Annotated in this window: 21 protein-coding genes and 1 pseudogene; 7 read left to right on the forward strand and 15 right to left on the reverse strand. The window is 64.6% G+C overall.

All coding sequences use genetic code 11. From position 1 onward, the window contains the following. Positions 1–69: 69 nt before the first annotated feature. Positions 70–1,323 carry an aspartate kinase gene (locus MJ8_RS28440; RefSeq protein ID WP_040998461.1) on the reverse strand — a complete coding sequence of 418 codons (1,254 nt, stop codon included), beginning with the start codon at positions 1,321–1,323 and terminating at the stop codon, positions 70–72. Positions 1,324–1,536: 213 nt separating this feature from the next. Here MJ8_RS28440 and MJ8_RS28445 point away from each other — a divergent pair, with 213 nt between their 5' ends. Then, positions 1,537–1,836 carry an antibiotic biosynthesis monooxygenase family protein gene (locus MJ8_RS28445; protein ID WP_201411901.1) on the forward strand — a complete coding sequence of 100 codons (300 nt, stop codon included), beginning with the start codon at positions 1,537–1,539 and terminating at the stop codon, positions 1,834–1,836. 25 nt (positions 1,837–1,861) lie between these two features. Here MJ8_RS28445 and MJ8_RS28450 read toward each other — a convergent pair whose 3' ends face one another. Next, on the reverse strand, positions 1,862–2,425 hold the full coding sequence (locus tag MJ8_RS28450; protein WP_201411902.1) for a putative glycolipid-binding domain-containing protein: 564 nt from the start codon (positions 2,423–2,425) through the stop codon (positions 1,862–1,864). Positions 2,426–2,636: 211 nt separating this feature from the next. Here MJ8_RS28450 and ubiG point away from each other — a divergent pair, with 211 nt between their 5' ends. Then, positions 2,637–3,386: a bifunctional 2-polyprenyl-6-hydroxyphenol methylase/3-demethylubiquinol 3-O-methyltransferase UbiG gene (ubiG, locus tag MJ8_RS28455; protein ID WP_201411903.1), complete on the forward strand. Its 750-nt coding sequence runs from the start codon at positions 2,637–2,639 to the stop codon at positions 3,384–3,386. Between the two features lie 13 nt (positions 3,387–3,399). Here ubiG and MJ8_RS28460 read toward each other — a convergent pair. Together MJ8_RS28460 and MJ8_RS28465 are read right to left on the reverse strand one after the other, a co-directional pair. Next, positions 3,400–3,904: pseudogene (locus MJ8_RS28460) on the reverse strand (flavin reductase family protein). A 68-nt stretch (positions 3,905–3,972) separates the two neighbouring features. Continuing rightward, positions 3,973–5,097 (reverse strand): LLM class flavin-dependent oxidoreductase, encoded by a 1,125-nt coding sequence (locus MJ8_RS28465; RefSeq protein WP_201411904.1) that lies wholly within the window; start codon positions 5,095–5,097, stop codon positions 3,973–3,975. Positions 5,098–5,206: 109 nt separating this feature from the next. On the opposite strand from MJ8_RS28465, the gene MJ8_RS28470 reads away from it, so the two are divergent. Then, on the forward strand, positions 5,207–5,791 hold the full coding sequence (locus MJ8_RS28470; protein WP_201411905.1) for a winged helix DNA-binding protein: 585 nt from the start codon (positions 5,207–5,209) through the stop codon (positions 5,789–5,791). Here MJ8_RS28470 and MJ8_RS28475 read toward each other — a convergent pair. Next, the gene (locus MJ8_RS28475) at positions 5,788–6,720 is read right to left on the reverse strand and encodes a DMT family transporter (protein WP_201411906.1); all 933 of its coding nucleotides are present in this window, start codon (positions 6,718–6,720) and stop codon (positions 5,788–5,790) included. The genes MJ8_RS28470 and MJ8_RS28475 overlap by 4 nt on opposite strands. Positions 6,721–6,819: 99 nt before the next feature. On the opposite strand from MJ8_RS28475, the gene MJ8_RS28480 reads away from it, so the two are divergent. Continuing rightward, positions 6,820–7,305 (forward strand): MarR family winged helix-turn-helix transcriptional regulator, encoded by a 486-nt coding sequence (locus MJ8_RS28480; RefSeq protein WP_201411907.1) that lies wholly within the window; start codon positions 6,820–6,822, stop codon positions 7,303–7,305. Positions 7,306–7,312: 7 nt separating this feature from the next. Here the strand turns inward: MJ8_RS28480 and MJ8_RS28485 are convergent, their stop codons facing one another. The 4 genes from MJ8_RS28485 to MJ8_RS28500 form a co-directional block, all read right to left on the reverse strand. Next, positions 7,313–7,738 carry a DUF1178 family protein gene (locus tag MJ8_RS28485; RefSeq protein WP_201411908.1) on the reverse strand — a complete coding sequence of 142 codons (426 nt, stop codon included), beginning with the start codon at positions 7,736–7,738 and terminating at the stop codon, positions 7,313–7,315. Continuing rightward, on the reverse strand, positions 7,735–8,601 hold the full coding sequence (locus MJ8_RS28490; protein ID WP_201411909.1) for a carbon-nitrogen hydrolase family protein: 867 nt from the start codon (positions 8,599–8,601) through the stop codon (positions 7,735–7,737). Before MJ8_RS28490 ends, MJ8_RS28485 begins: the two co-directional genes overlap by 4 nt. Positions 8,602–8,603: 2 nt before the next feature. Continuing rightward, on the reverse strand, positions 8,604–8,873 hold the full coding sequence (gene grxC, locus MJ8_RS28495; protein WP_201411910.1) for a glutaredoxin 3: 270 nt from the start codon (positions 8,871–8,873) through the stop codon (positions 8,604–8,606). Between the two features lie 76 nt (positions 8,874–8,949). Then, positions 8,950–9,750: a ComF family protein gene (locus MJ8_RS28500; RefSeq protein WP_201411911.1), complete on the reverse strand. Its 801-nt coding sequence runs from the start codon at positions 9,748–9,750 to the stop codon at positions 8,950–8,952. A gap of 65 nt (positions 9,751–9,815) precedes the next feature. Between MJ8_RS28500 and MJ8_RS28505 the strand changes: the two genes are divergently transcribed. After that, complete coding sequence (locus MJ8_RS28505; protein WP_201411912.1) at positions 9,816–10,688, forward strand: methyltransferase domain-containing protein; 873 nt, start codon at positions 9,816–9,818, stop codon at positions 10,686–10,688. A gap of 199 nt (positions 10,689–10,887) precedes the next feature. On the opposite strand, the gene MJ8_RS28510 is transcribed toward MJ8_RS28505, so the two are convergent. The 5 genes from MJ8_RS28510 to argJ form a co-directional block, all read right to left on the reverse strand. Next, positions 10,888–11,073 carry a Flp family type IVb pilin gene (locus tag MJ8_RS28510; RefSeq protein ID WP_225248064.1) on the reverse strand — a complete coding sequence of 62 codons (186 nt, stop codon included), beginning with the start codon at positions 11,071–11,073 and terminating at the stop codon, positions 10,888–10,890. Positions 11,074–11,177: 104 nt separating this feature from the next. After that, entirely contained in the window at positions 11,178–11,498 is a 321-nt protein-coding gene (locus MJ8_RS28515; RefSeq protein ID WP_201411914.1) for a hypothetical protein, read from the reverse strand. A gap of 153 nt (positions 11,499–11,651) precedes the next feature. Beyond that, positions 11,652–12,074, reverse strand: coding sequence for an 8-oxo-dGTP diphosphatase MutT (gene mutT, locus MJ8_RS28520; RefSeq protein ID WP_201411915.1), 423 nt, complete (start codon positions 12,072–12,074; stop codon positions 11,652–11,654). Then, a complete protein-coding gene (locus tag MJ8_RS28525; RefSeq protein ID WP_201411916.1) occupies positions 12,071–12,850 on the reverse strand; it encodes a GNAT family N-acetyltransferase in 780 nt (259 codons plus the stop codon). Before MJ8_RS28525 ends, mutT begins: the two co-directional genes overlap by 4 nt. Beyond that, complete coding sequence (gene argJ / locus MJ8_RS28530) at positions 12,850–14,091, reverse strand: bifunctional glutamate N-acetyltransferase/amino-acid acetyltransferase ArgJ (RefSeq protein WP_201411917.1); 1,242 nt, start codon at positions 14,089–14,091, stop codon at positions 12,850–12,852. The genes MJ8_RS28525 and argJ overlap by 1 nt, the downstream gene beginning before the upstream one ends. On the opposite strand from argJ, the gene MJ8_RS28535 reads away from it, so the two are divergent. Both MJ8_RS28535 and MJ8_RS28540 read left to right on the forward strand, forming a co-directional pair. Continuing rightward, complete coding sequence (locus MJ8_RS28535; RefSeq protein WP_201415645.1) at positions 14,036–14,269, forward strand: hypothetical protein; 234 nt, start codon at positions 14,036–14,038, stop codon at positions 14,267–14,269. The genes argJ and MJ8_RS28535 overlap by 56 nt on opposite strands. 11 nt (positions 14,270–14,280) lie before the next feature. Further along, on the forward strand, positions 14,281–14,874 hold the full coding sequence (locus MJ8_RS28540) for a TetR/AcrR family transcriptional regulator (RefSeq protein ID WP_201411918.1): 594 nt from the start codon (positions 14,281–14,283) through the stop codon (positions 14,872–14,874). A gap of 78 nt (positions 14,875–14,952) precedes the next feature. On the opposite strand, the gene MJ8_RS28545 is transcribed toward MJ8_RS28540, so the two are convergent. Then, positions 14,953–15,873, reverse strand: a complete 921-nt coding sequence (locus MJ8_RS28545) for a peptidylprolyl isomerase (protein ID WP_201411919.1) — start codon at positions 15,871–15,873, stop codon at positions 14,953–14,955. Positions 15,874–16,020: the final 147 nt, after the last annotated feature.

Consider the following 16,020-nt stretch of genomic DNA (forward strand, 5'->3'; position numbering starts at 1 on the left):
CAATGGGCATTCCGCCCGCCGCAGTTTCTCCCGCGGCCGGCGTTCACGCAACAACTGACTCAGTTCTTGCTATTGCTTATCCAGACCGTAGACGGAATGCAAAGTGCGAACCGCCAGTTCCGTATAGGGACCGTCGATCAGTATCGAGATTTTGATCTCGGACGTGGTGATGGCGCGGATGTTGATCGCCTTGTCGGCCAGCGCCTTGAAGGCGGTGGCGGCGACGCCGGCGTGGCTCCTCATGCCGATGCCGATGACCGAGACCTTCGACATGCCCGCTTCCGACTGGACGACGTCATAGCCGACTTCCGGCTTCAGCTTCTCCAGCACCGCAAGCGCCTTGTCGACGTCGCCGGACGGCACGGTGAAGGTCATGTCGGTGAACTTGCCGTCCTCGGAGATGTTCTGGACGATCATGTCGACATTGATGTTGGCCTCGGCCAACGGACCGAAGATGCCGGCGGCGACGCCTGGGCGGTCGCCGACGCGGCGCAGCGAAATCTGCGCTTCGTCCTTGGCGTAGGCAATTCCGGTGACGACCTGCTGTTCCACGATCTCTTCCTCGTCGCAAATAAGCGTTCCGGGCGGATTGAGCAAATCCCCCATTCCGGGCGCATCGGGATCGTCGAAGGACGACCGCACGAAGGTACGCACCCTGTGTACCATAGCAAGCTCGACCGAGCGCACCTGCAGCACCTTGGCGCCGAGCGAGGCCATTTCGAGCATTTCCTCGAAGGAAATCTTGGCGAGACGCCGGGCTTTCGGCTCGATGCGGGGATCGGTCGTGTAGACGCCGTCGACATCGGTGTAGATGTCGCAGCGGTCGGCCTTGACCGCAGCGGCGATCGCCACGGCGCTTGTGTCGGAGCCGCCGCGGCCGAGCGTCGAGATGCGGTTGTCCGGTCCGATGCCCTGGAAGCCGGCGATGACCGCCACCTGGCCCTCGCCGAAACGCTTGATCAGGAAAGCGCCGTCGATATCGAGGATGCGCGCCGCGCCATGCGCGTTGTCGGTCTTGATGGGGATCTGCCAGCCCTGCCAGGATCGTGCATGAACGCCCATATTCTGCAGCGTGATCGCCAGGAGACCGGCCGTGACCTGCTCGCCTGAAGCGACGACGGCGTCGTATTCGCGCGCATCGTGCATGGGCGAGGCTTCGCGCGTCCAGGCGACCAGCTCGTTGGTCTTGCCGGCCATGGCCGATACCACCACGGCGACATCGTGACCGGCATCGACCTCGCGTTTCACATGGCGCGCCACATTGCGGATGCGGGCGATGTCGGCGACCGAGGTTCCGCCGAATTTCATCACGATACGCGCCATGGAAGCGAAATGCCTTTGACTGAAGCCGGCTCAAGGCCGGAACGAGAGGAAACGCCAAGGTAGGCCTGGCGCCGGAATGCGCGGCCTCCTTAGCCAAAACAGCAAGGCTTCGCAAGCGAGCGCCGCCATAAGCGGCCCGGCACCGTCTCTCCTGACGGAATCCTGTCGCCGTCCATGCCATAAGACCGGCGACACGCCCCGTTGGAGATTCTGATGACCGAAACCCTGGAAATCGTCACCTTCCGCCTCAAGGCCGGCACCGAAGCCGGCTTTGTCGCCAACAACAAGATCATGACCGACTGGCTCGCCCGGCAGCCGGGCTTCCTCAGCCGGCATCTCGGCCGGCGCGAGGATGGAAACTGGGTAGACGTGGTGCGCTGGCAGAGCCTGGAGCAGGCCCAGGCGGCGGCCGGCCGCATCATGGCCGAGATCGGCGACAGCGACGCGCTGCAGGCAATCGAGCCGGCCAGCGTCGCCATGAGCCATGCCGAGGTTGCGCTCTCTATGCCTTAACTCGACGCTCGACGCCCGGCGCGGCTCAATTCAGCACAATGGCTTTCCAAAGACCCGGATAGTTGACGACGAAGCCTGACGGCGAGACGTCCAGCACCTGGTCGTATCCGAATTTCGGCGCGGCATAGGCGTAGCGGCCATCGTCGAGGCGACTATAGGTCTGGTCCAGACGTTCAAGCCGCAACTCCGGAAAAGCCAGATAAGCCGCCGGGGCAGGCGTCGCGGCACCGACGGCGAGAGCGAAGCGGCGGATCGCCAGCAGGTTCGTCGCCGGCGTGAAGCCGAGGTCGACATCGACGAGACCCGCAGCCTCGGCCTGGCCCAGGCCGTTCAGCGCCCATCGGCCGTCGGCGAGCCGCTCGATCTCGTAACGCAGCTCCTGCGCGCCGACAAAGCCGTCGACTCGCGCCGAGCGCGTGCTCCACCCGGCATCGCAATCCACCGCATAGGCAAGGCTGCAGGGTTTGCCGTCATGGGCAAAGAGTGCATGACCCTTGAGACGCCACCCGCTCTCGGTCGCGCAAAGCAGGCAGGCATCGTGGCCTTCAAGGTCGAGACGGCGCCAGAGGATCGACGAATGGGATTGCATGATTGGGCCTCCTTCCTGGTCATCATGCCTGCCATTCGTCCGGCATGGCGATCGCGTTTCCGGGGCAGCCGGATCAAGCTGCCATGTGCTGACATCAGGCGGCGGCCGGCGGGGGATGTTTTCCGGTAACGCGTGTGGCAGCAGCCGAAAAACCCTGCCTTGACTTTTGGCGCCAAGGACCCGACTTCCTAACGTCCGAGGAGACCCGCTTATGCCAGAACCCCGCCGATCGACCATCGATGCCGGAGAAGTCGAGCGCTTCTCCGCCCTTGCCGCCGAGTGGTGGAACCCGAACGGCAAGTTCCGTCCGCTGCACAAGTTCAACCCGGTGCGGCTTGCCTATATTCGCGACCAGGTAGCAGCGCGTTTCGGCCGCGATCCGCGCGCGGCCCGGCCTTTCGAGGGCCTGCGCTTCCTGGATATCGGTTGCGGCGGCGGCTTGCTGTGCGAACCGATGGCCAGGCTTGGCGCCGATGTCGTCGGCGCCGACGCTTCCGCAACCAATATCGAGGTGGCCAAGCTGCACGCGGCGGAGGCCGGCGTCAGCGTCGACTATCGCGCCACAACGGCCGAGGCACTGGCCGACGCCGGCGAGACCTTCGACGTCATCCTCAACATGGAAGTGGTCGAGCATGTCGCCGATGTCGACCTGTTCGTCGCCAAATGCGGCCAGATGGTGCGCCCCGGCGGCATCATGTTCGTCGCCACCATCAACCGCACGCTGAAAGCGCTCGGCCTCGCCATTATCGGCGCCGAATATGTTCTGCGCTGGCTGCCGCGCGGCACGCATCAATTCGGCAAGCTGGTGCGGCCGGACGAACTGGAAAAGGCGCTGGGCGTCGCGGGCCTCACGGTGATCGACCGCACCGGCGTCATCTATCATCCGCTGGCCGACCGCTGGCAAAAGTCGAGGGACATGGACGTCAACTACATGGTGCTGGCCGAGAAAGCCTCGGTCTGATCTCGTCGGACCCTCAGGCTTCCAACGGCCGATAGCTGCCCCGCCAGTAGATCAGCGCCTGCCCGGAATCCTGCGTCCGCACCGCTTCGACCGAGCCGATGACGATCGAATGCGTGCCGCGGTCGATCATCTCGTCAAGGCTGCAGTCGAAGGCGGCAACCGCATCGGTAAGCAGCGATGCGCCGGTTTTCAGCGACATCCACTCGACACCCTCGTAGCGGTCTTTGCCCTTGACGCCGCCGAAACCGGAGAAGCGCTCGGCCACCCGCTGATGCTGGGGGCCGAGCGAATTGACGCCGAAATGCCGGTAGCGCTCGATGATCGGCCAGGTCGACGAGGAACGGTTGACGCAGGCGATCACCTTCGGCGGCTCCGCCGACAACGACACGACGGAAATCACGACGAGGCCGGGTACGGTCGTCGCCGACCCCGGCGGTGATGACGCTGACATTGCCGACGATGAGCCGCATCGCGGCGCGGAAATCTGCAACGTTGACCGGACCTTCTGTATTGGGCATTGCCGCCTCCTCTTTTCTTTTGGCGCAATTCCGGACGGAAAACCGCTCACACTTTGCCTGGAATTGCTCTAAGCCGCCGACTGCATCGCGGCCGGCGCGACGCGGATGCCCCTCTGTTCAAGAATAGGCAGGACAGTATCGCGGAAATAGGGGAATTCCTCGACATAATCGACGAAGGACAAGGTCGAGCCGCGGAAGCCGGCTTGGTGCAGGGCGGTAATGCCGTCGGCCACCTGCTCGGGCGTGCCGGTCAGCGGAAAACCGCCATGGCCCGCCGCCATGCGGTCGCGAATAGGCGCCAGAAGATCGTGCGGGAAGGATTGCGCATGGGCGAACTGCAGCCGCACGAGATTGTCGACGGCTGCCCAATCGGCATTGGCGCGTCCGAAATGCTCGAGATAGTCTTTTGCCTCCTTTTCCGTGGGGCGGCACACGACATGGGCGAAGGTCAGCACATCGACGTCCCGGCCCGCCGCTTTGCCCTGTTCCTTCAGCGCCGCGATCTCGTCCTTCGAGCGCGAGAGATCGATCGCAGGCGTGAACAGGAAATCGGCGTTGCGGACGGCAAATTTGCGGCCCTCTTCCGAGCCGGCCGCGTTGAGGATCGGCAGCGGCGATGATGGACGCGGATCGCCATGCACATTCTTCAACTTGAACCAGGCGCCGTCCCAGTCGAAGGCTTCCGTGCGGCTCCACAGGGCGCGCACGATGTCGAACCATTCCTGCGCGTAGCCGTAGCGCGTGGTGTGGTCGTCCGGCAGCGTCAGCCCAAGCGCCTCGTACTCCGGCTTGTTCCAGCCGGCGACGATGTTGAGGCCGATGCGACCGCGGCTGATCTGGTCGATGGTCGCCAGTTGCTTGGCCACGACCACCGGATGGTTGGCCGCCGTGTGGGTCGTGGCAAAGACGGTGAGGTTGCGGGTGAGCGCCAACAGGCCCGCCGCCCAGGTGATCGTCTCAAGCACATTGCCATGGAAGTTGGTTTCGCCGCCGTAACCGATCCAGCGGGCGATCGGCAGCATGAAATCGATGCCGGCTTCGTCGAGCAGCCGGGCGAGCTTGAGATTGTTGTCCCAAGAATTGTGCCAGCGTTCGGCGACCTTGGTGACGGTCATGCCGCCGGAACAGTTGGACGCGAAGGTGCCAAGAAAGAAAGGCTGCGTGCCGGGCGCGGACTTGTCGAGCATGCTCATGATAATGTTCTCCTCATATTTTGATTATAATTTATAATAGAAAGTCTATCATAAATTCATGTGGACGCAATCACCCCGGTCGGCGCATGCTTGACCGGAGGGACAGGCGATGAACGATCGGCGCAAATCTTTGGAAACACAGGAAGAACTGCTCGACCGCGGTTGGCATCTGGCGCGCACGCCGCTGGAGATCGACGTCACCGAGGTCGAATACGCGCTGATGCGCTCATATGAGGCGTTCGGCCACTGGCAGGCGGAGTGCCTCGCCACGGTGATCGAATTTTCCGCCAGCGGGCCGGAAAACGCGCTGCTCCACATCATCAGGATGAACGACCGGCCGAAAAGCGTCCGCGATCTTGCCCAGATGACCAATCGCGACGACATTCCCAACATCCAGTACAGCCTGCGCAAGCTGCTGAAGGGCGGGTTGATCACGCGCACCGGCAGCGGCCGGGCCGGCGTGACCTATGAGGTGACGGCGCTCGGCTATCGGGTGACGGAACGTTACGCCGACATCCGTTCCGTCCTGCTCATCGAAGCGGTGAAGCGCATTCCCGAAATGGCCGACAAGCTTGAGGACGTGGCGCGCACGCTGGAGCTGATGACGGGCATCTACGAGCAGGCGGCGCGCGCCGCGGCCACCCATCGCCGCCGGCATCCGCAGCCGGAACCCGCCGACGGCAAGGAGGATTAGCTCCGCGACGAAGCAGGCTCGATCCGAACCGCCGCCGGCGCGCCGGCTTGGTTTTGCGCCTTGGTCGTGATGAAGACGCCCAAGGTGATGATGGCGGCGCCGGCCCAAGTCAGCAACTGGTAGTGCTCGCCGAGGAAGATGGTCCCGGCGAACAGGCCGACGGCCGCCGCGACATAGCCGATCTGGCTGAGATAGACCGGGCCGCCGACCGCCTGCAGGCGGAAGAAGAAGGCGAACATCGCCGAGGCCGACGCCACCTGGCCGAACACCACCAGCGATACGTCGCCGAGCGGGACGAAGGCGTGCCCGCCCAGAAGCGCCAGAATGCCTATGACCAGGAGCGTGGCCGAGGCCAGATGGCTGCCGACGGCCAGTTCGATGGGCCCGGTGCCTTCCGGCCACTCGACGGTGCGGTAGATGTTGCCGGCAGCAAGGCTGACCGGGATGAGCAGGCCGATCGCCACCCAGAAATAATCCGCCGGCTGGCCGGCCTCGCCGCGGGTGAGCGCGACCATCACCGCCCCGACGAAGCCGACTGCGATGCCGATGACGCCAAGCAGATTGGGGCGCCTGACGCCGAGCAGGATCGAGAACACCAGCGTGATGACCGGCGACAGCGTGAACATGATGCCGGTGTAGCCGGCGCCAAGATGCGGGATGGCCGAGAACATTAAAAGATTGGGGATCGCATAGGAAATCGCGGCGGTGACGAAGAAATAGCGCAGCTTGTGCGGCGTCAGCCGGATGCGTTCGCCGCGCAGCAGGAGCGCAAGCAACAGCACGCCGCCGGCGCCCAAAGAAATGACGAAGGCCCAGACCATCGCCGGCACTCCGGCCGCGGTCGCGAGCTTGCCGAACGGCAGCGTCATGCCGAGCAGGCCCCCAGTCACGACCAGAAGGCCAATCGCCGAATCCCAGAGAAATTTCATCGGACTGTCCTGTCGCTGCGTGACCGCTTGGCGGCCGGTTCATCTTACGGTAAGATAGCGTAAAGATTCTTTATGTCAAGATACTTTGCAGTGAGCGATATGGATCGAGCAAGCAGGGCCATGGAGCAATGGCGACGGGAGCGGCCGGATCTCGATGTGTCGCCGATGGGCGTCATCGGGCGCCTGAACGAGGCGTCGGCGCTGATCGCGCGCGACCGGCTCGCGCCGGTCTTCGCCCGCTTCGGGCTGCAGTCCGGTGAATTCGATGTCTTGGCAACGTTGCGCCGGTCGGGCTCGCCCTACGCGCTGACACCGACCGAGCTTTACGAGACAACGATGGTGACGTCCGGCGCCATGACCGCCCGCCTTGACCGGCTGGAAAAGGGCGGGCTGATCCAGCGCATGCCGCATCCCACCGATCGGCGCGGTGTGATTGTGCAACTCACCGCGAAAGGCCGCGAGCTCACCGACGAGGCCCTTGCCGCCCACGTCGCCAACGAGCATGAAATCCTCGCCGGCCTGTCGCGCGAGGACCAGGAAACGCTTGCAAAACTGCTGGAAAAACTGATCGAAAGCCTAAGCTAGCCGGTACTCAGTTCCGATCATCCGGAAAGCTCGGAATCGGCATGAATTCGATGCCGTCCTCGGCAAGGCTCCGCGCCTCTTCCGGTGTCGCTTCGCCATAGATGCCGCGCGGATCGGTCTCGCCGAAATGGATCTTGCGCGCTTCCTCGGCGAACTTGTCGCCGACATAGTCGGCATTCTCGCGCACCTTTTCGGCCAGCGCCTTGAGCTGCGCCAGCGCCTGCCTCTGCGCCTCGCCCATGGCGAGTGCGACCTTCTCCTGCTTGCGGGAGGTCGAGACGGCCGGCGCCATCAGCGCCTTCTCGACCTTGTGCGAGCCGCAGGTGGGGCAATCGACGAAGCCGCGCTTCTTCTGGGTGTCGAAATCGTCATTGCTGCGAAACCAGGCTTCGAATTCGTGCTCGTGCTCGCAGATCAGGGAAAAACGGATCAAGAGGCAGCCCCCCTGAAACGCGGCGCCTCGCTTGTCCCGGCATTGACGGTGAAATCCCGCGCATTCCTGAGATTGGGGATCTTGCGGCGCGCGGCCGGCGACTGGGCCGGATCGATCTCGGCGACGATCACGCCGGGTTCGTCATGGGCGGCCTCGGCGACGATGCGCCCCCACGGGTCGACGATCACCGAATGGCCATAGGTCTCGCGCCCATCCTCATGCAAGCCACCTTGCGCGGCGGCGATGACATAGGCGCCGTTCTCGATGGCGCGGGCGCGCAGCAGCACATGCCAATGCGCCTCGCCGGTCTGGCGTGTGAAAGCGGCGGGCACGGTCAGCACCTCGGCCCCGGCCATCGCCTCGGCGCGGAACAGCTGCGGGAAGCGCAGGTCGTAGCAGACGGCAAAGCCCAGCCTCGTTCCGTCGATGTCGGTCACGACCGCTTCCGTTCCCGGCTCGTAGGATGCGGATTCACGCCAGCTCTCGCCATTGTCGAGATCGACATCGAACATATGAATCTTGTCGTAGCCGGCGATCAGGCTGCCGTCGGGCGAAAACAGGAACGCGCGGTTGGCGAGCTTGCCGTCGGCGCGCAGGATCGCGGTCGAGCCGATATGCAGGTAGATGCCGAGCTCCTTGGCCAGCCTGCGCGCGGTTGCGACGATAATGTCCTTGTCCTCGGTGGTGAAGGCGGCTGCCCCCGCCTGCTTGTCGCGGATCAGCGCGCCGGTCATTTCCGGCGTCTGCACATAGGTGGCGCCCTGACGCGCGGCATCGCGGACCAGCCTTTCCATGTCGGCCGCATTGCGCTCCGGACTGGTCCCTGAACGCATCTGCACCGCCGCCCCCTTGAAAACGCCCATGATCAAGCCCTCCCTCCGTCTGCAAGCAGCGCGTCGAGCCGTCCTTGGGACTCCAGCTCATGGAGGTCATCGCAGCCGCCGACATGCTTATCGCCAATGAAAATCTGCGGAAAAGTGGTACGCCCGTGCGCCCGTGAAATCATCTCCTGACGCAATTCCGGCGAGAATGAAGCGTCATGCTCGGTATAGGCCACGCCCTTGCGCTCGAGCAACCGCTTGGCGGCTGTGCAATAACCGCACATCATCCGCGTATAGATCGTCACATCAACCATCGTTCAGCAACCCTGCCTATGCACACCGCCTAGCTGCTGCGCGAAGACGATCTGCACCAAAACAACAACTTAGGCACTATATAGTTGCAGACTCGTCGGCCCGAAAGTCCCCCGGCAGAACGCGTGCGAAGGTCAGCACGTCCACCGCCCCGGCGCCGCCCCTTTTCAGCGCCTTGGCGACCGCGCGCACCGTCGCGCCAGTGGTGTAGACATCGTCGACGACCAGGACCCGGCGCCCCGCTATCGCGATTTCGGCCTCCGGCGGCACACGGAAAGCAGCGCGCACATTCTCCTTGCGCTCGTGCCTTTCGAGTCCGACCTGCTGGCGCGTCAGCTTCACGCGCCTGACCGCGGATGGTGAAAAGGGCAGCCCGCCGAGCTTCGCAACGGCCCGTCCGAGCTCCGCCGACTGGTTGAACTGGCGCCGGAAGAAGCGCCGCCAATGCAACGGCACCGGCACGACCACGTCGGCCTCCGCGATCAGTTCCGCGCCGGCACGCATCATCCACTTCGCCATCCAGGGCGCGAGGTCGGTTCGATCCTGATATTTCAACCCTTGCACCATCTGCCGCGCGACACCCGAATAGATGACGGCGGCCCGCGCCTGCTCGAAGGGCGGCGGATCGGCGATCGCTTCCGCCGACAGAAACCCCTCGCCCATATCGTGGGTGAAGGGCGTGCCCATCACCGGGCACCAGGGTTTTTCCAGCAGCCTCAGCTTCGGCCAGCAGGCGCCGCACAAGACGCCAGGCTGCGACACATGGCGACGGCAGCCTGCGCAAACCGGCGGGAACAACAGGCGCGCCGGCCAGGCAAGTGCCTGCCGCGTCATATCCTGGACCGCTATGGTCTTGATCTTGTGCACCGGATCGGCCACCTGAAAAGAAACCCCGCGCCACCTTAACACCACTGCGGCATGCGCGGACAACAGGAAGCTTTTCATTGCAGCCCTTGATCGACACCGAGCTCTGGCTCGCGCGCAAGCGCAGGGCTCTCGCCCGCCCCGTCGGAGGCGCCGATTTCCTGGTGCGGCGCGCGGCGGAGGATCTTGCCGACCGGCTGGGCGCCGTTGAACGCCGCTTCGGCAAGGCGGCGGCCTTGTTCTGTCAGACCTCGGCGGCGGCACAGGTGCTTGCCGATAGCGGCAAAGCCGGTGAGATCCTGCGCGTCGAGATGGACGAAGCGTTTCTGGCTGGCAATCCCGGCCTGGTGGCGCCGCCGGAAACCGTGCCGTTCGAGGAGGGCAGCCTCGATCTTGTCGTTTCGCTGCTGTCGCTGCACGCGATGAACGACATTCCCGGCGTGCTCGCGCAAATCCGCCGGGCGCTGAGGCCGGACGGGCTGTTCCTCGGCGCCCTCGCCGGCGCCGGCACCTTGGCGGAATTGCGCGAGAGCATGCTTGCGGCGGAGACGGAGCTTTACGGCGGCGCGAGCCCGCGCATCCTTCCCTTCACCGACGTGCGCGACGCAGGCGCGCTGTTGCAGCGCGCCGGCCTGGCCTTGCCTGTCGCCGATGTCGAGACGGTGACGGTGCGCTACGACACGCTGTTCGATCTCGCCGCCGATCTGCGCGCCATGGGCGAGACCAGCCCGCTCATCGACCGCAGCCGCCGGCCTGCCGACAGGCGCCTGTTTGCCCGCGCCGCCGAAATCTATGCCGAGCGGTTCTCGGATCCGGATGGCCGTATCCGAGCAAGCTTCTCGATCGTTTGGATGTCCGGCTGGGCGCCGGACGCCTCTCAGCAGAAGCCGCTTAAGCCCGGATCAGCCAAGGTCTCGCTGAAGGCGATCCTGGAGACCCCGCCGAAGACCTGAGCCCGGCGTTCATCTTGTCTCTTTGTTTTGACGCAATTCCGGAAGGAAGGCTACGGCGAAGGCTCCGAGCCAAACGCTCACACTTTCCTGGAGTTGCTCGGGTGTGTTTCACCGTTTCACGGAAACGATGAAACACCCTATCTCCTTGTTTTTACGCAATTCCGGGCGGAAAACCGCCCACACTTTTGCTGGAATTGCTCTAGTGAGCGAAGGCGTTGGCGAGCTTGCTGTTGTTGTCGGTGAACAGCCACACGAGCCCGTCGGCCGCCTGTTTGACCCCGGCGATGATGGCAAGCGACAACACCACGACGATCAGGCCATATTCGATGGCCGTGGCACCCGTTTCGTCTTCAATGAATTTCTGCAGCAGGTTTTTCATAGTCATCGATCCTCATGCAGAAATTCTAATGTCCGACCCGTTAAGAAAGGTTAACGGCAAAAGCTTAACAGCGTATGAAACGCCGTCGTGCTGGAAAATCATTAACCAAGTCAGCACTCGCCGCTGCGGCTGCCGTCATTGCGGATGATGCAGATCGAACTGGGCAGCGGCTGCAGCACGCTGCGGCGCACCGTATAGGTATTGAGGCGATGGCCGATCGATCCGGTCGCCGTCATGTCGAGTCCGCCGGGGAAGCCGTCGCGGGCGCTTTGCGGCCGGGTCTGGCTGTCCAGGAACGGCGTCGCGATCAGCGCCAGCGCCACCGCGGCCGAGCCGAAGAGAAGCGTGATCCGCAGGATGCCCATGCCGGCGTCCACCGCACGGAAGCCTCGGTCGGGCCGGATCGAGTCCCAGTCTCTTTCAAGGCTCATGCCCTGTTTCCCAATCATCGACGATCTCGCCGCGCGAAACGGCTTCGTGCAATTTTTCACGTCGAGATAAATCTTCTATTAACGCTAGCTAAAGCAGTTCCGGGAAAGCGCGAAACAGCCGCTGTCTTCCAGCCGCTGTGGCGGGCCGCGAAATCACAAAAGATCGATGAGGAACTGGATCAGCGGTGCGTCGGCCGGCGGCATCGGATAGTCGCGCATCTGCCGCGGCCTGACCCATTTGAGCCCCTGCCCTTCCCTGGGCTGCGGGATGCCGCTGAAACGGCGGCAGACATAGAGCGGCATCAAGAGATGGAAATCGTCATAGGAGTGGCTGGCGAAGGTGAGCGGCGCTAGGCACGGAATTTGCATTTCGATGCCGAGTTCCTCGTGCAGTTCGCGGACCAGGCACTCCTCCGGCGTCTCACCGGGCTCGACCTTGCCGCCTGGAAATTCCCACAGCCCGGCAAGCTGCTTGCCCTCGGGGCGCTGCGCCAGGAGAACGCGCCGGTCGGCGTCGACCAGCGCGCAGGCAGCGACCAGGAGCAGGCGCTTTCCTGTTGGTTTGGTCTCGCTCATGCGCCAGGCGGCCGTCGATAGTGGTAGCGATAGACTTCCTCGAAACCGAGCGACCGGTAGAGCGAAAGCGCCGGTAGATTGCCGGCCTCGACCTGCAGCCAGGCCTCGCGCGCGCCGCGCAGCCGCGCCCATTTCAGCGCCGACAGGATGAGGTTGCGGCCGTGGCCCTGCTTGCGCGCCGATTTTTCGGTGGCGACCTCGAACAGGCCGGCAAGATCGCCGTCATGGACACAGATCAGCGTCGCCAGCGCCTCGGTGCCGTCTTCCAGCGCGAACAGCCCGGCCTCCGGCTGGATGGCGCCGATGACCTCGGACAGGCCTGGCCGCAGCGACGCATCCGAGCCGCTCGTCCTGAGCGACGCGCCGATGAAGCGGCTGATATCCTTGAGCGGTATCTGGTCCATGGCCGCGCCAAGTTCGAGGTCCTTCAGCGGCAGCCGCATGACCAGGGATTCGTCGAACCTGTTCCAGCCTGCTTTGTCGAGATGCTTGGACAGCACTTGCCCGGAAAGAGGCGACATGCGGAAGGTCAGCGGCCGGCCATAGGCGTCGAAGCGCCGCGCGGCGCGGCCGATGCGCTCCTCGATGGCGTGCGTGTCGCCCGGATCGAGCGGATTGACCGAGTTCAGGCGCTTGGCGGGGTGCCCGGCGGTGAGCCGCACCACCCAGGTCCCGTCATAATGGACGGCGGCCGCCGGCCAGGCGCGAAAGCCCGCCGCCTCGTAGCGGCGGACGACCGCCAGCACGCTTGCCGGATGCCCGGACACCGGCGCCATCAGCTCCGGTAATCGCCGTTGATGGCGACATATTCCTTGGTGAGGTCGCAGGTCCACACCGTCGCCTTGCCGCGACCGATGCCGATATCGGCACGGATGCGGATGTCGTCGCGCTTCATATAGGCCGAGGTCGCTTCCTCCGAATAGGCCGGATCGCGCTCGCCCTCATGCGCCAGGCGGTTGTCGCCGAACCAGATCGACAGCCGGTCGCGGTCGGCCGGCTCGCCGGCCTTGCCGACGGCCATGACGACGCGGCCCCAATTGGCGTCCTCGCCCGCGACCGCTGTCTTGACCAGCGGCGAGTTGGCGATCGAAAGCGCGATCCGCTTGGCCGAACGCGCCGATTTGGCGCCGGTGACGGTGACTTCGACCTGTTTGCGCGCGCCCTCGCCATCGCGCACCACCTGCAGCGCCAGCGACTTCAGCACCTTGCCGAGCGCCCGGCGGAACGCGCCGAGCCGCGCATCCTTGGGATCGGCGATCGCCGGCGCACCGCGCGCGGCCGCTTTGCCGGTCGCGAAGATGAGCAGCGTGTCGCTGGTCGAGGTATCGCTGTCGACGGTCACGGCATTGAAGGTCTTGGCAGTGCCGCGCGACAGCAGGTCCTGAAGCACGGGGGCGGCGATCGGCGCGTCGGTGGCGATGAAGGAAAGCATCGTCGCCATGTCGGGAGCGATCATGCCGGCGCCCTTGGCGATACCGTTGATGGTCACATCCACGTTGCCGAGCTTCACCGTCTGGGTTGCCACCTTCGGATAGGTGTCCGTGGTCATGATCGCCTTGGCCGCCTCGGTCCACAGATCCGGCTTGCCGTCCTTGACCAGGCCGGCGAGCAGATGGCTGAACTTGGTTGTGTCGAGCGGCTCGCCGATGACGCCGGTCGAGGCCAGGAACACCTCGCTTTCGGAGCAGCCGGCGGCCTTCGCCGCCGCCTCACCGGTGAGCGCGGTCGAAGCCTTGCCCTTCTTGCCGGTGAAGGCGTTGGCGTTACCGGAATTGACCACCAGCACGCGCGCCTTGCCGGCAGGCAGGTTCTGGCGGCAGAAGTCGACCGGCGCCGACGGGCATTTCGATCTTGTGAACACGCCGGCGACCGCCGTGCCCGGATCGAAGACCATGGCGAGCAGGTCGGTTCGGTTCTTGTATTTGATGCCGGCTTCGGCGGTCGCGATGCGCACACCCTCGATGACCGGCATCTTCGGATATTTCTTCGGTGCGAGCGGCGAAATCGTAGCGGACATCGGAACCCCGGAGCGGCAAGAACACAAAAGGAAGGCCGGTTTGCCCGATAGCGCGCGCCGGCGCAAGGGGCGTTCTGGCCGCGCTCCTCCCGGCCTGGCCGACGGCTTCGCAATTGGAAACGCGTCGTTTCGTTTCATCGCCGAAGCCAATATGATCGGCGGCAGATTCACCGGCTAAGGAAGACCTCGATGGGCGAAGCCGCCGCTCGCGGACGCAAATCGATCGGCGCGAAACGCAACCCCGAGAGCGCCGATGCCATTGTCAAAGCCGCCGAAGCGGTGTTGCGCGAGGCGGGCTATGCCGGCTTCTCGATCGAGGCCGTCGCGCGGCGGGCGCGGGCGGGCAAGCCGACCATCTACCGCTGGTGGCCGAGCAAGGCGGCTCTGCTGATTGAGGTCTACCAGCGGCAGAAGCGCGTCGAGACGCCCGACACCGGAAAAATCGAGGACGACCTGGCCGGTTTCCTCCAGAACCTGTTCGCGCATTGGCGCAACACCCCGTCGGGCAACATCTTCCGCTCGTTGATCGCGGAGGCGCAGTCGGACGAGACAGCCGCGGCCGCGCTTGCCGAATATTCGAAAGGGCGCCGCAGCCATACCGGCCAGATGATCGAGCGCGCCAAGGCGCGGGGCGAGGTGGCGGCCGATATCGACGCCGGGATCGTCGCTGACCTGATCGCTTCCTTCGCCTGGCGGCATCTGCTGACCGGGCGGCTCCACGAGGACGAGGCGGCGATCCGCGCCGCCGTCCGCTGCATCACGCGCGGGATTGCGACCGCCTGAGCCCGAAAGGCCTTGAGCCCCGAAAAGCAAAGGGCGCCTCGGAGGCGCCCTTTGCAGGATTGTCCCGTCGGTAGCGGATTACTTGCCGCCTTCCAGCGTGTCGACGTCCTTCTTGAGCTTCTCGTCCGGGATCTCGACCTTGGCGGCCGCACGCAGGTCCTTGACCATGGCGAAATACTTGTCGCGGATCACCGCCTGCTTGGCCTGATCCTTGACGTCGTCGAAGGCCGGGGGCTGCTTGGCGCGCTTGTCCTCGAGCTTGATGACATGCCAGCCGAACTGCGTCTGCACCGGCTCCTTGGTATATTTGCCGACGTCGAGCGCGAAGGCCGCCTTGTCGAATTCCGGCACCATCTGGCCCGGTCCGAACCAGCCGAGGTCGCCGCCATTGGTTTTGCCCGAGGGGTCGTTGGTGTGTTCGTTGGCGAGCTTCTGGAAATCGGCGCCGCCGTCGAGCTGCTTGATGATCGCCTCGGCCTCTTCCTTCGTCTTCACGAGGATGTGACGCGCATGCACTTCGTTGACCGGCGGCGTGTTGGCGATCTCCTGGTCGTAGCGGGCGCGCACTTCGGCGTCCGTCACCTTGTCGACCACTTCCTTCTCGACGACCTCGCCATGCAGGGCGCGCGCCTGCAGGAAAGCCATGCGGCGCTGGAAGTCGGCGTCCTTGTCGAGACCCGCATCGACTGCCTTCTTGGCCATGACGCGAATCTCGATCGCTGCCGAAAGGGCTGCCGCGCGGCGCTGATCGGACGGCAGTTGTGCGAACTGCTGCGACAGTTCGCCTTCGGCGAGCTGCAGATCGGCCTCGGTCAGCTTCTCGCCATTGATTGTGGCGACAACGGCATTGGGGTCGACCGGCTTCGCGGGAGCGGCGGCAGGCGCGGTGGCATCCGCGGGCTTGGTCTCCTGCGCCATCAGCGGCGACAGGCAAAGAGCCGAGAGCCCGAAGGCCAGACCGAAGCTGGCGAGCGAGGCGCGGCGGAACGAGAGGGACATCGAGATAAACTCCAATGGGGATTGCCAGTAAGGATCGCGTGAGCGAAAGGGTTCCAGATCAGTCGGATTGTGGCGGAATTTGGCGCTGCCCATAGGGCTAACGCGGCGTTGACATCGATTGAGCCCCCTCTTATCTGTCCATCGACT

This window comes from Mesorhizobium sp. J8 (assembly GCF_016591715.1).
Taxonomy (GTDB): Bacteria; Pseudomonadota; Alphaproteobacteria; order Rhizobiales; family Rhizobiaceae; genus Mesorhizobium.